The sequence below is a fragment of the Bradyrhizobium sp. 215_C5_N1_1 genome (genome assembly GCF_052075935.1).
In the GTDB taxonomy this organism is placed as follows: domain Bacteria; phylum Pseudomonadota; class Alphaproteobacteria; order Rhizobiales; family Xanthobacteraceae; genus Bradyrhizobium; species Bradyrhizobium barranii.
Window position 1 is genome coordinate 5342173 of record NZ_CP197228.1, and the last position, 13503, is coordinate 5355675.

General features: G+C 64.8%; 13 protein-coding genes. 1 reads left to right on the forward strand and 12 read right to left on the reverse strand.

What is annotated here, in order from left to right:
- Positions 1 to 5: 5 nt before the first annotated feature.
- Together AB7G19_RS25960 and AB7G19_RS25965 are read right to left on the reverse strand one after the other, a co-directional pair.
- Entirely contained in the window at positions 6 to 1610 is a 1605-nt protein-coding gene (locus tag AB7G19_RS25960) for an ABC transporter substrate-binding protein (RefSeq protein ID WP_441268277.1), read from the reverse strand.
- Between the two features lie 20 nt (positions 1611 to 1630).
- Positions 1631 to 3022 carry an aspartate aminotransferase family protein gene (locus AB7G19_RS25965; RefSeq protein WP_439034665.1) on the reverse strand — a complete coding sequence of 464 codons (1392 nt, stop codon included), beginning with the start codon at positions 3020 to 3022 and terminating at the stop codon, positions 1631 to 1633.
- Positions 3023 to 3149: 127 nt separating this feature from the next.
- Between AB7G19_RS25965 and AB7G19_RS25970 the strand changes: the two genes are divergently transcribed.
- Positions 3150 to 3905 (forward strand): FadR/GntR family transcriptional regulator, encoded by a 756-nt coding sequence (locus AB7G19_RS25970; RefSeq protein ID WP_208086263.1) that lies wholly within the window; start codon positions 3150 to 3152, stop codon positions 3903 to 3905.
- Positions 3906 to 4353: 448 nt separating this feature from the next.
- Here AB7G19_RS25970 and AB7G19_RS25975 read toward each other — a convergent pair whose 3' ends face one another.
- The 10 genes from AB7G19_RS25975 to AB7G19_RS26020 form a co-directional block, all read right to left on the reverse strand.
- A complete protein-coding gene (locus AB7G19_RS25975) occupies positions 4354 to 4713 on the reverse strand; it encodes a Zn-ribbon domain-containing OB-fold protein (protein WP_439034664.1) in 360 nt (119 codons plus the stop codon).
- A complete protein-coding gene (locus AB7G19_RS25980) occupies positions 4710 to 5846 on the reverse strand; it encodes a thiolase family protein (RefSeq protein ID WP_439034663.1) in 1137 nt (378 codons plus the stop codon). The genes AB7G19_RS25975 and AB7G19_RS25980 overlap by 4 nt, the downstream gene beginning before the upstream one ends.
- A gap of 37 nt (positions 5847 to 5883) precedes the next feature.
- Positions 5884 to 6876, reverse strand: a complete 993-nt coding sequence (locus AB7G19_RS25985; RefSeq protein ID WP_439034662.1) for an OmpA family protein — start codon at positions 6874 to 6876, stop codon at positions 5884 to 5886.
- Between the two features lie 124 nt (positions 6877 to 7000).
- Entirely contained in the window at positions 7001 to 8203 is a 1203-nt protein-coding gene (locus AB7G19_RS25990) for a CaiB/BaiF CoA transferase family protein (RefSeq protein WP_441268278.1), read from the reverse strand.
- Positions 8204 to 8322: 119 nt separating this feature from the next.
- A complete protein-coding gene (locus AB7G19_RS25995; protein WP_014495977.1) occupies positions 8323 to 8529 on the reverse strand; it encodes a hypothetical protein in 207 nt (68 codons plus the stop codon).
- Positions 8530 to 8652: 123 nt separating this feature from the next.
- Positions 8653 to 9822 carry an acetyl-CoA acetyltransferase gene (locus tag AB7G19_RS26000; protein ID WP_063983845.1) on the reverse strand — a complete coding sequence of 390 codons (1170 nt, stop codon included), beginning with the start codon at positions 9820 to 9822 and terminating at the stop codon, positions 8653 to 8655.
- 57 nt (positions 9823 to 9879) lie between these two features.
- On the reverse strand, positions 9880 to 10530 hold the full coding sequence (gene eda, locus AB7G19_RS26005) for a bifunctional 4-hydroxy-2-oxoglutarate aldolase/2-dehydro-3-deoxy-phosphogluconate aldolase (RefSeq protein WP_085401986.1): 651 nt from the start codon (positions 10528 to 10530) through the stop codon (positions 9880 to 9882).
- A gap of 13 nt (positions 10531 to 10543) precedes the next feature.
- Complete coding sequence (locus tag AB7G19_RS26010) at positions 10544 to 11530, reverse strand: sugar kinase (RefSeq protein WP_167767987.1); 987 nt, start codon at positions 11528 to 11530, stop codon at positions 10544 to 10546.
- 29 nt (positions 11531 to 11559) lie between these two features.
- Complete coding sequence (denD, locus tag AB7G19_RS26015; protein ID WP_441268279.1) at positions 11560 to 12546, reverse strand: D-erythronate dehydrogenase; 987 nt, start codon at positions 12544 to 12546, stop codon at positions 11560 to 11562.
- 79 nt (positions 12547 to 12625) lie between these two features.
- Positions 12626 to 13501, reverse strand: coding sequence for a carbohydrate ABC transporter permease (locus AB7G19_RS26020; protein WP_014495982.1), 876 nt, complete (start codon positions 13499 to 13501; stop codon positions 12626 to 12628).
- Between the last annotated feature and the right edge of the window lie 2 nt (positions 13502 to 13503).

A 13503-nucleotide genomic window follows, 5' to 3' on the forward strand; every position in this document is an offset into this window, starting at 1 on the left:
CCTCTTCAGGCGCCGCGCACGTTCCAGAACAACGGCAGGCCCTTGAGCATGCCCGTCAGGCTCTTCTTGTAAGCCGTCGGCTGATAGAAGACACCAAGCGGAACATAGGGAACATCGATGAAGCACTGCTTCTGCATCTCGACGCCAATCTTCGTCTGCGTGGCGGCATCGGGCGCGGCGAACCAGGCATCCCGGAGCTGCTCCAGCTTCTCGCTCTTTGCCCAGCCGAAGGTCGCCTTGTCACCGCTGCCGCGGATGAAGTTATGCGCCGAGGGGTTCAGCTGCGTGACGCCCGCAGAATAAGTGCAGAAGGCGCTATATCCGCCCTTGTCCGGTGTGTCGCGGTTGCCCATGCGCCGCAGCATCGAGCCCCAGTCCATCGCCGCGTAGTCGACATTGAGACCGAGCTTGCGGAACAGATCGGCTGCGACTTCGCTCATCTGCCCGATGACAGGGAAATCGCCCGGCGCCATCAGCAGCACTTTCTCGCCTTTGTAGCCGGCGTCCTTGATGGCTTTGGCCGCGACGGCGATATCCCGGGGGCCGTTCAGCGCGTCCATGCCGGCATCGTTCGCCATGATGCCGCCGGGCGCGAAGAAGCCGACCTTGTCGCGCCAGAGACTTGTGTCGTCGCCCGCAACCGCGGACATGAATTCCTTCTGGCTGATGGCGGAGAGCACCGCGCGGCGGATGGCCGGGTTGTCGAACGGCGGCTGCGTATGGTTGAAGCGCAGCACGCCGACATTACCGATGGGGTCGAGCAGTTCGACGGTCAGCGCCTTGTTGCCCTTCAGCTTCGGCAACAGGTCGACGATGGGCTGATCCCACCAGTCGATCTCGCCCTGCTGAAGCGCAGCCGCGGCCGTCGCGGGGTCCGGGATGACCTGCCACTCGACCCGGTCGAAATGCGCGATCTTCGGACCGGCGAGCAGGCTCGGCGTCCCCTCGGGGCGCGGCACGTAGCCATCGAAACGCGTATACACCAGGCGCGCGCCGGGCACGTGCTGATCGGCCTGGAATTTGAACGGACCGGAACCGATCAGCTCCTTGACCGGCGTGACGCTATCGGTCTGCGCAAGACGTTCCGGCATGATGAAGGCGATGATGGCACCGACCTTGCCGAGCGCTTCCGGCAACAGCGGAAACGGTGACTTCAGACGCCAGCGCACGGTCTTGTCATCAGGCGCCGAGAGTTCGTCCACCAAATTGAAGAGCGAATTGCCGAAGGCATCGCGCGCGGCCCAACGTTTCAGGCTCGCCGCCACATCCCGCCCGCGTACGGGCTCTCCGTCATGGAATTTCAAGCCGTCCCGCAACGTCATCGTCCAGAGCTTGCCGTCGTTCTCGACGGTATGGCCGGCGACCATCTGCGGCTGAACCTGGAATTTCTCATCCACGCCGTAGAGCGTGTCCCAGATCAGGAAGCCGTGGTTGCGGTTGACGAGGCCGGTCGTGATCATCGGATCGAGGATGGCCGCATCGGCCTGCGGCACGAAGCGCAGCACGCGCGAACCTTGCGCGCGGGCCAGCCGCGGCATCGCAAGACTCGAGCCCAGGGCGACGCCGAGACCGGCGCCCAGTGTGGATCGGAGCAGGTCTCGACGGCGCATGCTATGGTCTCCTCAAGGGGTTACGCAGATGGACGTGTCTCGGCAAGCTTGGCCTCGGCGCTGAGCAAGGTCCGCGCGAACAGGTCGAGCGCCTCGTCAACTCCGGCTTCGTCGATGATCAGCGGCGGACAGAACCCGATCGTGTCGCCCATCGCGCGGATGATCAGGCCATTCTCGATTGCGAGCGCATCGAACATCGCGCCGACCTTCAGCGCGGGATCGAAGGCCTGCCGCGTCGCGGGGTCCGCGACCAGCTCGACCCCGATCATGAGTCCCTCGCCCCTCACCTGGCCGACGATGCGCGAATCCCGCGCGATCTGCTCCAGTCCGGCGCGGAGCCTCGAGCCCATGCGGCGGACGTGCGGCACCACATCCATCTCGTGATAGATCTTCAGCGTTTCGAGCGCGATCGCCGCGCCAACGGGGTGCCCGGAATTGGTGAAACCGTGGCCGAACAGCTCGCCGCCCTTGTTCATCTCGCTGAGCGCGTCCCGGATCGGACGGCCCAGCAACACGGCCGACATCGGGAAATAGGACGAGGTGATGCCCTTGGCGAGCGCCACCATGTCCGGCTTCATGCCGACCGTCTGGCAGCCGAACCAGTTGCCGGTGCGGCCGAAGCCGCAGACCACCTCGTCACCAAGCACCAGGATGTCGTGACGGCGCAGCACCGCCTCGATCTCAGCGAAATATCCCTTCGGCGGCACGACGATGCCGCCGCCGGCGTTGATCGGCTCGGCGATGAAGGCTGCGATCGTATCGGGTCCCTCGGCCATGATCATTGCTTCGAGATCGGCTGCGAGCCGGCCGACAAACGCCGCCTCGCTCTCACCGGGCCTCGTGCCGCGATAGGCATCCGGGCAATGCGTGTGCAGGAAGCCTTCGAGCGGAAGACCGAATTCGCGGTGCATGCGGGGCAGACCGCACATCGAAGCTGCAACGATCGTCGAGCCATGGAACCCGCGATCGCGGGCGATGATCTTGCGCTTTCCGGGCTTGCCGTGAACCGCGTGATACACCCAGGCGAGCTTCACCATCGTCTCGGTGGCTTCCGAGCCTGACGTTGCGAAATATGCTTGAGCATCCGGGATCGGCGAGATCTCGACCAGCTTCTCGGCGAGGTCGATCGTGTTGTCCGGCGTCTTGTGATTGAAGCTGTGATAGAAGCCGAATTTGTCGTAGGCCGCCGCTGCTGCCGCTTTCAGGCGCGTCTCGGAAAAGCCGAGCGAGGTACACCAGAGCCCGGCCATCGCTTCCAGATAACGCTTGCCGTTCGCGTCAAAGACATGGACGCCCTCGCCGCGCGCCATGATCAGCGGTCCGATTTCTGCATGTCGCTGGGGGTTGGTCTGCGAGTGCAGATGGAACGCGATGTCACGCGCCTCGGCTGAATTCGGCTTGCTGTCGAACACGCGCGCAGCCTCCATCGTCCCACCGACAGAGTATTCCCAACCCCGGTCGCGCGAAACTGGTCAGTCCAAATTGGTCTGACCAGCTTGGCTTTCGAGCGGCAGCTTGTCAAACTCAAAAAAAGGACTGATGAGCACGAAGATGTTGCACGATCCCCCGTCCAAGCCTGAACGCAGCTTCGAGATCGTTGCCCGGCGCATTGCTGCGATGATCCAGGCGAGTTACCGGATCGGCCAGCGCCTGCCGGCAGAGCGCGATCTCGCGAAGACGTTTGGCGTGTCGAGGCCGACGGTGCGCGAGGCCATCCTGTCGCTGGCGATGGCCGGCATGCTGAAGGTGCGCAGTAACAGCGGCGTCTATGTGATCAGTCGTCAGGAGGCACCTGACGTGCACGTGCTCGAAGGTTTTGGGCCATTCGAGAACCTGGAGGCGCGCCAGCTGATCGAACCGCAGATCGCGGCGATCGCGGCGCAGCGCGGCTCCGAGGCCGCCTTCGCGCAGCTCGCCGAAGCGCTCGCGATGATGCGCTGGGAACATGCGCAGGGACGCGAGGCCGACACGTCGGACCACCGCTTCCACATGGTGCTGGCCGAGGCGACCGGGAACGGCGCGCTGGTGTCGATCAGCGACTCGCTGTGGCGCGCACAGACCGAGTCCGGTATCTGGCAGGAGATTCACAACCACATGCAGATGGAGGACTACCGGCCCATGTGGCGCAGGGATCACGAGGCCATCTTCGAAGCCGTTCAAGCGAGGAACCCGCGCAAGGCGAGCCACGCCATGACGCGTCACCTCACCAACATCAGGGATGCGCTGATGGAGGCTTCGAAGGCCAAATCGATGGCCACAAAGAAACCCGCGAATTCTCGCGGGAAAATCCGATGATTCGTCGCGATTGAAGAAAGTTGCCGCAAACCCTGTGCTTCGCTACCGCAACAGCAACATCATCGAGTCAAAATGCCGCCGCATTGCTGATCGACCTTGGCACAGTCGATATTCACCGTGTGGGGACAAATCACGGTGAATACTCGCAAGGGGTGTTCCGAGTAAAAACAATTGACCGTCGGGTGCGCAGTGCGCGCAACGATGAATCACGCCCAAGTCTAGGGAGAATAGGCATGAAGGAAGCCACCAAGGGGGCGGCCTCGGGAGCGCTCGCGCACATGCTGGCGGTGACGGCGATGCTCGTCATCGCCAGCATCTTGTTCTACGGGCGTTAGCAAAAGAGTTGCGTAGAGTGTTTTCGTCATTCCGGGGTGGCTCTCGCACAAGCCAGGCCCAGAATCCCGTTCCAGGCTCGGTCCCTCGGACCGCCCCCGAATGACGAATCCTACTATTCCCTTTTGCTGAAAAACGGCACGAGCTTGCCGGCGAACGTCGGGAAGCTCGCGGTGACCTCATCGCCGATAGCTAGATTCGTCTCGCCGTGCGCCATCATGCGAAATCCCTCGGCGCAATCGACCAGCAGGATGTTGTAGGGCACGTGCGCACGAGTCTCGGGCGTGGCGGCGCGGCAGACCAGCGAGGTCGCGTAGACCCTGCCCTTGCCGCTGGCGCGCGCATCGCGCGGATCGGGCGCGCCGCAGGCCGCGCAGAAGGCGCGATGGAAATACTGCACATGGCCGCATGCGCCGCAGGTCTGAAAGGTGATGGCCTGCTCACCCTTGGTCCAGTCCGCGATTCGTTCGCTCATCGCACGCGCTCCAGAAACATACTCACGTGGGACGACAGCACGCCGCCGTCGCCGTGCAGCAGCGCGATCGAGGCATCGCGCACCTGGCGGTGAGCCGCCCGCCCCGTCATCTGCAAATGCGCCTCGACCAGATGCGCCATGGCGCCGCCGACGCCGCAATGGCCATAGCTGAGCAGGCCGCCATGGGTGTTGAGCGGCATCGCGCCGTCGCGGCTGAAATGACCTGATCGCACGCGCGCAGCCGCCTCGCCGCGGCCGGCAAGGCCGAGGTCTTCCAGCAGCATGGCGAGCGTGATCGTAAAGCTGTCGTAGATCGCGGCGTAGCGCACGTCGGAGATCGCAAGGCCTGTGGCCTCCTTGGCGCGGGCGATGGAGATTTCAGCACCGAGCTCGCTGAGCGCGGGCGCGGCCGTCACGTGCTGATGGGTATGCGCCTGGGCGCAGCCGCGGATGCGCACACCCGCCTCGCCGGTCCGCTCACCGCTGATGACGAAGGCCGCGCCGCCGTCTGACACCGGGCAGCAGTCCAGCAGCTTGAGCGGCATCGCCACCGGCTTGGACGCCATGACATCGGCGACCGTGATGGGATCGTGGAATTGTGCGCCGGGATGGGTGCAGGCATGCGCGCGCATCAGCACGGCGAATTCGGCGAGGTCCTCTTCCGTCACGCCGTATTCGTGCATGTAGCGGGTGGCGACCAGGCCGTAATAGGCGGGAATGGTCGGGCCGAGCGGCACCTCGTAGTCGGGATGACCGACCTGCGCCAGCGCCTGGATCGAAGCGTCGCGGCTCTGCCCGGTGAGCCGGTTCTCACCGGCGACGACGAGGACGTTGCGCGCGACACCCGCCTCCACGAGGTGATGGGCCAGCATCGTCATCGCGAGACCAGTGGCGCCGCCGACCTGCACGGCATGCGCGTAGGACGGGCGGATGCCAAAATGCTCGGCGAAGACGGTCGCCAGCATGATGTGCGGCGAGACGGTGGAGTAGCCGCAGAGGATGCCGTCGATCTCGGCACGCTTGAGGCCGGCGTCGTCGAGCGCGGCTTGCGCGGCCCGGCTCATCAGGTCGAGCGAGGATGAGCCCTCGTGCTTGCCGTAAGGTGTGAGGCCGACGCCGGTGATGAAGCTCATGGTGACGTTCGTGCTCCTGCGATCTGGTAGCGGCGCGCTACTGCAACACCATCTCTACCCGGCGGTTCCGCGCACGGCCCACGTCGGTTGCGTTGTTACCGAGCGGCGCATAGCTGGCGACGCCGGCCGCCGACAGCCGCTTCGGATCGACCTTGTACGTCGTCGCCAGGGCATCCACGACCGTTTGCGCCCGTGCTTTCGACAGGGCCAGGTTGGCGTCCAGCGCGCCCTGGTTGTCGGTGTGCCCGACAATATGGACCTTGAGAGATCCATCGGACTGGAGCAACTGTGCCATCTGGTCGAGTTGAGCTTTCGACTCCGGCTTGATGACGGATTTTCCCGTATCGAAGTACAGGCCGTACAGCGCCACCTTGCCCTCGGCCTGCAAGCCCTTCGTCAGGGCCTTCACGTCCACCACCACCTTGTCGGACTCCATCGCCTTGGCCTCGACGATCTCCACGATGGTGGCCACGTACTTGCCGGACAGTGCGACCGTTCCTGGCTTCCCCGTGACAATCGCGACATGCAGCATTGCACCGGATGCGTTCACGGTCCCGTACCAGTAGCGCTCGGTCCCGGGTTCCTGCCATTGCTGGAGCAAGGTGATGGGGGTCCACCCTTCAAGCTGGGCCTTTGGCAGCGACGGGTTAGCCGGCAGCCTGCGAAGCTGGCCGAAGTCCCGTGCCCCGCAGTCCTCGGCGCAGCTATCCTGCCTGGCCGCGCCAGCGCGCTCCAACGCCTGCTCGTAGTTGCGCTGAACCTCCAGCGCCGATTTGCCGGCCGGGGCAAGGTAGAACAAGCGAGTGACACGGCCCTCGACTTTCACGACCTCACCATTCTGGCTCCCCCGCGGCATCCCGACCTGGTCGAAGCCTTGGACGTCCTGCGCCACCAGCCAGGAGCCGGCATAGCGACTGATCAGCGCGTGGTCGCGGGCATCGGGCGCATCGGCCGGCATCGCAGCACGAGCGACGGCAGGCGCGAGCACGATGCTGCACGCGATCATGAGCAGACGGGTGAAGACGATCATGAGAAGGTCCGTTTACGAGTTTGGGGAGCGACGGGAGCTTGATGCAGGCCCAGGGATCTTGTCCAACAATGGATACATTTTCACGACTGCGCCGCCGCAGAGCACGAATCGACATAGCCAATCCCTACTGGCCGGCAATAGCCCCGGTGACACCGTCGCGCACCATGGCGGCGATTTCGTCCGGGGAGTAGCCGACCTCGCGCAGAATCTCCGCGCCGTGCTCGTTGAGCCGCGGCGCGAGCCGCACCGGCTCCGCCTCCGTCTCTGACCAGGTCGCCGTCACCTTCATGCTGCGGATCGGGCCTTCGGTCGGATGGTTCACGACCGGGAAGAAGCCGGTGGCTTCCAGATGCTCGTCGTGCAGGATCGACGCGAGGTCGTGCATCGGCATCACGGGCACATCGGCCTTGGTCAGCAGGTCGATCCACTCGGCCGTGGTGCGGGTCTCGAAGATGCGCGCGAGCTCGGCATAGACGACGTCGATATTGGCGGCACGGCCGGCGAAGGTCGCGAATTTGGGGTCGGCGCACAGATCGTCGCGGCTCGTTGCCTTGAAGAAGTTCTCCCACTGCTTGTCGTTGTAGACGATGACGCTGAGATAGCCGTCCGAGGTCTTGTAGGGCCGGCGGTCGCGCGAGAGGTGGCGGGCATAGCCGCCCTTGTCGAGCGGCGGCTCGTAGGTGAGCCCGCCCATGTGGTCGCCCATGACGAAGCCGGCCATGGTCTCGAACATCGGGATGTCGACGCGCTGGCCGCGGCCGGTGCGATCCCGATGCACGAGGCTGGCGCAGATCGCGCCGACCGCAGTGAGACCGACGATGCGGTCGACCAGCGCGTTGGGCACATAGCGCGGCACGCCATCACCCGTCTGCGCCATCAAGGCGGGGAGCGCGGTCGCGCCCTGGATCAAATCGTCATAGGCGGGTTTTGCCGCGTAGGGCCCGTCCTGGCCGAAGCCGAACACGCCGGCGTAGACGAGACGCGGGTTGATTGCGGAGACGACGTCGTAGCCGAGCTGAAGCCGCGCCATCGCCTGCGGGCGGACATTGTAGACGAGAACGTCGGCGTCCTTCAGCAGCCGCAGCACGGCCTCTCGGCCGGCGGGCTTCTTCAGATCGAGACAGATCGAGCGCTTGCTGCGGTTGGTGTTGAGGAACACCGGGCCCATGCCGGCATGGCGCATCGGACCGATCAGGCGGGTGACGTCGCCGTCGAGCGATTCCACCTTGATCACGTCGGCACCGTAATCGCCGAGCATCTGGGTCGCATAGGGACCCATCAGCACGGTGGTCATATCCACGACCTTGATGCCCTTCAGCGGCCCCATCCGTTCGCTCCCGATTGCGCGGGCTCAACCTGGCCCTGCGATTTCGGTCCAGCTAAGGGCAGCGACGCCGCACGCGCAAGGGCGGCCGGGGTATGGCCGCATGCGCGGTGCCGCGGCCGCTATTTCTTCTGGCGGGATTCGCGGATCTTGATGAGGCGGTCGAGCTCATCGTTCTGCTGGTTGATCCGGTCGGCGATGCGCGACTCGTTCTGCTCGCCGGAGGCGGCAGCGGCCTGCTCGATGAGCTGCCGGATATTGTCCTCGAGGATCGCGATGCGATCGTTGAGTGCGTCTATCGACAGCGAGTCTTCGTAATCATTGCCCATGATGCATTCCCTGCCAATCAATGAAGAGCCGCAGGATGGGCAAAGCGTAGCGTGCCCACCATGATCTAGCGCAACAAAAAGGTGGGCACGGCGCAAACGCGCCTTTGCCCACCCTACGAGAACTTACTTCAGCGGCTCCAGCACGGAAACGTAATTCGCGACCGCTGCGCCGCCCATGTTGAAGATGCCGCCAAGCTTGGCGTTCTTGAGCTGCATGCCCTCGGGCGCCTGGCCAGCGAGCTGCATCGCGGTCATCACGTGCATGGAGACGCCGGTGGCGCCGATCGGATGGCCCTTGGCCTTCAACCCGCCGGACGGATTGACCGGCAGCTTGCCGTCCTTGAGCGTCCAGCCTTCCTTGATGGCGCGGGCGCCCTGTCCCTTCGGCGTCAGGCCCATCGCTTCGTACTCGATCAGCTCGGCGACCGTGAAGCAGTCATGGGTCTCGACGAAGGAGAGATCGGTGAGCGCAACGCCCGCCTTCTCCAGCGCGCGCTGCCAAGCGACCGTGCAGCCCTCGAACTGGAGGATGTCGCGCTTGGACATCGGCAAAAAGTCCTGGGCGTGCGCGGTGGCGCGGAAGCCGATCGACTTGCTCATGCCCTTGGCGGTCTCGGCGTCGGCCAGCACCAGCGCCGCGGCGCCGTCGGAGACCAGCGAGCAGTCGGTACGCTTCAGTGGACCCGCGACGTAGGGGTTCTTCTCGCTCTCGGCGCGGCAGAACTCGAAGCCAAAGTCCTTGCGCATCTGGGCGAAGGGGTTGGCGACGCCGTTCTTGTGGTTCTTGGCCGCGATCAGCGCCAGCGCATCGGACTGGTCGCCGTATTTCTGGAAATAGGAGCTGGCGATCTTGCCGAACACGCCGGCGAAGCCGCCGACGGTGTCGCCGTCTTCCGGCAGATAGGATGCCTTGAGCAGGTTCTTGCCGATCTCGGGCCCCGGGGTGCGGGTCATCTGCTCGACGCCGACGACGAGCACGATCCTGGCCGCGCCTGCGTCGATCGCACGCAGGCCCTGATGGACCGCGGCGGAGCCGGTGGCGCAGGCGTTCTCGACGCGGGTCGTCGGCTTGAAGCGCAGCTTCGGGTCGGCCTGGAGCACCAGCGAGGCGGTAAAATCCTGCGGCGAGAAACCGGCGTTGAAATGGCCGAGCACGATCTCGTCGACGTCGGACGCGGAAATGCCGGCATCGGCCATCGCCTCGTTGGCCACGCGGGTGACGAGGCTTTCGACGGTCTCGGTGTCGAACTTGCCGAACGGCGTATGCGCCCATCCGACGATGCTGGCGGTCATGGTCATCTCCCTGGGGTCTCTTACTGACCTAAGTCTTAGCCCACCAACCGCAAGACTTCACGTGGCTTTCAGGGCCTTGAGGGTGCGCTGGCAGATGGCAGTTATGCCGGCCCAGTTCCCGGCCTTGATCTCCGCCGTCGGGCATAGCCAGGAACCGCCGACCGCGACCACGTTGGGCTCGGCGAGCCAGGTCGCCGCATTGGCCTCGCCCACACCGCCGGTCGGGCAGAACCGCACATTCGGGAACGGCCCGCCCAGCGCGCGCAGGCCCTTGATGCCGCCGGCCTGCTCGGCCGGGAAGAATTTTGCGACGTCCAAGCCGTAGGACAGCGCCAGCATCAGTTCGGACGCCGTGGCAATGCCCGGGGCAAACGGCAAGGAGCTGTCGGCGGCGACCTTCAGGAGATCGGGGGTCAGGCCCGGGCTGATGCCGAACGCGACGCCGAGCTTCTCGACGCGGACGAAATCGGCCGGATTGAGGATCGTGCCGATGCCGACGACCGCCTCGGGCACCTCGGCCATCATCGCCCTCGCCGCCTCGATCGCAACGGGGGTGCGCATGGTCACCTCCAGCGTGCGGACGCCGCCGGCAACCAGCGCTTTCGCCAGCGGCACGGCATCCTGGATACGCTCGATGGTGAGGACAGGAATGACGGTCGCGGCCTTGAACAGCGCGACGAGATGGTTCTGTTGGGCAGTCGTGGTCATCTTGGCTTTCGTTTCACTTGGTCGCCTGACGCGTGGTCGCCGGCCGGTGCCGCTTCTTCGGCGGCATGGCATAGCCCGGAATAATGGCGCCGGCATAGCAGATCACGAGGCTGGCGAGGCGGTGCCCGGCCTGGGCCGCCTCGACCGGATCGGAGCCGCCGAGCCGGGCCGCGATATAGGCCGCGGCAAAGCTGTCGCCCGCCGCTGTGGTGTCAACGACCGGCTTGGTCATCGGTTCGGCGCGGACCTCGCTGGTGCCGCCGGGAAAGCGCAGCAGGCTGACGGGCTCGGCGAGACGGAACACCAGCTCGGGGCTCGGGATGCGTGCCATCAACTGCTCGTGGCTTTCGCCGGGATAGAGCGCGAGCAGATCCTCGGTCGAGGTCAGCACGATGTCGGCGGTCGCAAACGCCGTGGCAAAGACCTCGCGGGCGACGTCGCGGTCCGGCCATCCCCGCGCGCGGAAATTGGTGTCGAACACGAAGCGGGTGCCGAGCAGGCGCGCCCGCTTGATCGCCGCGAACAGGCGCTCGCGCCCGGCCGCATCGTAGATCGAGAGCGTGATCGCGGAGAGATAGACGATGTCGTAGCTCATCAGCGAGTTGAGCAGCTCGTCCGTCTCGGGCAGGCTCATCAACTGGCGCGCCGCCGCACTGTCGCGCCAGTGGAAGAACTGCCGCTCGCCCTTCGCATCCGTCTGGATCATGTAGAGGCCGGGCAGCTTGCCCGGCAGCCGGGAGACGCGGCGGGTCCCGACGCCCTCCGCATTCCAGGCCGCGATCATCTCGTCGCTCAGGGCATCGTCGCCGAGCGCGGTGAGATAGTCGACCTTGACCTCGAGCCGCGCCAGATACACCGCCGTATTGAGGGTGTCGCCACCGAAGCCGCGCGAATACAGGCCGCCGCCCTGGCCATGCCCACTGGACTGTCCAGCGGACTGTCCACCCTGGGCCTGCCGGAGCTCGACCATGCATTCACCGATGCAAGCAACGCTCGCCATCGTCATATCCACGCTGTTCATCGGTTCGATCAGGCGACGAAGTTGCCGCCGAGCTCGTCTTCGATGTGAATGCGGATGATGTCGTCAAAAGTCTTTTCTTCGGTGGTGAAGCCGAGCTCGCGCGCCCGCTTCGCCTCGAAATTGCGCGGCCAGCCGCCGACGATACCGACGATGAACGGATCCAGCTCGTGCTTGATGCGTGCGGCGACCTTGTCGCCGGCCACCCGCGTGAGCGCAGCGATCTGTTCGCCGACCGTCGCCGAAAAGCCGGGCATGGTCAGATTGCGGCGCGGACCGACCTTGGCGAGGTCCATGGTGCCGGCATGGAGCAGGAAGCCGACGGCGGAACGCGGCGTGGCGTGCCAGTGGCGGACGTCCTCGGAGACCGGGAGGATCGCTTCCTTGCCGGCCAGCGGCTCGCGCAGGATGTTGGAGAAGAAGCCCGATGCCGCCTTGTTGGGCAGGCCGGGCCGGATGCAGATGGTCGGCAGACGGATGCCGATGCCGTCGAGGAAGCCGCGGCGCGAATAGTCGGCGAGCAGCAATTCACCGATCGCCTTCTGGGTGCCGTAGCTGAGCAGCGGGGTGTGGAAGAACTCGTCGCCGATCGCATCCGGGAACGGCGCGCCGAACACCGCGATTGACGAGGTGAAGACCACGCGCGGCTTGTAGCCGCCGCCGACGAGCCTGACGGCATCGAGCAGCATCCGCGTGCCGTCGAGATTGATGCGGTAGCCCTTGTCGAAATCGAGCTCGGCTTCGCCCGAAACGATCGCGGCGAGATGGAAGATCACGTCGGGGCGGCCGGCGATCAGCTTTTCGGCTGCGCCCGGCACGGCGAAATCGCCTGACACGGTCTCGACGGGGAAACCGGCCTTTTCCGGCTTTTTGGGCTCGACCACGTCGTGCATGGTCAGCTTGGTGATGTCGCTCTTGCCGAGCCGGCCGTCGCGCAACAGCCGTTCACACAATTTACGGCCGACCATGCCGGCGGCGCCCAGAACCAGAATGTGCAAGAGCCTACTCCTTCTTATTGGCCGGAGCGCGCCGCTCCTGACACGTTCTCCTGGCACGCTCTCAAGGCAGGCCCCGCGATCATTCCTTCACGGCGCCGGTCATCGCCGACACATAATACTCCACGAAGAAGGAATAAAGGATAACTACGGGGACCGAGCCGATCAGGGCCGCCGCCATCAGCGCGCCCCAATGGTAGACGTCGCCGCTGACGAGCTCGGTGATGGCGCCGACGGGAATCGTCTTGTTCTCCGACGAGGAGATGAAGGTCAGCGCGTAGATGAACTCGTTCCAGGACAACGTGAAGGCGAAGATGCCGGCCGAGATCACCCCCGGGAGCGACAGCGGCAGCGTGATCTTGACCAGGATCTGGAGCCGCGTCGCACCGTCGATCAGCGCGCATTCCTCCAGCTCGTAGGGAATGGTGCGGAAATAGCCCATCAGGAGCCAGGTGCAGAACGGGATCAGGAAGGTCGGATAGGTCAGGATCAGCGCCAGATTGCCATCGAACAGGCCGAGCTGGAATACGATCGCCGCCAGCGGAATGAACAGGATCGAGGGCGGCACGAGATAGCCGAGGAAGATCGCTAGCCCCACATAGCGCGAGCCCTTGTAGCGGAGACGTTCGATCGCGTAGGCGGCGCAGACGCTGGCGAACAGCGAGATGAAGGTGGAGGACACCGAGACGATCACGGTGTTCCACATCCAGAGCGGATAGTCGGTTTCGACCAACAGCTTCTTGATGTGCTCGATGGTCGGATTCACGATCCAGAACGGATTGTACTTCTCGTAATCGTACATCTCCGCGTCCGGCTTGAACGTCGCGACCGCCATCCAATAGAACGGGAACAGCAGGAAGAAGATGATCAGGCCGAGCGGAAAGTAGACCCGCAAGAACTTCCGCGGGAAGCTCTCGAGATAGTCCATTCCAACGCTTTGGTCGTCTGCGGTGCTCATGG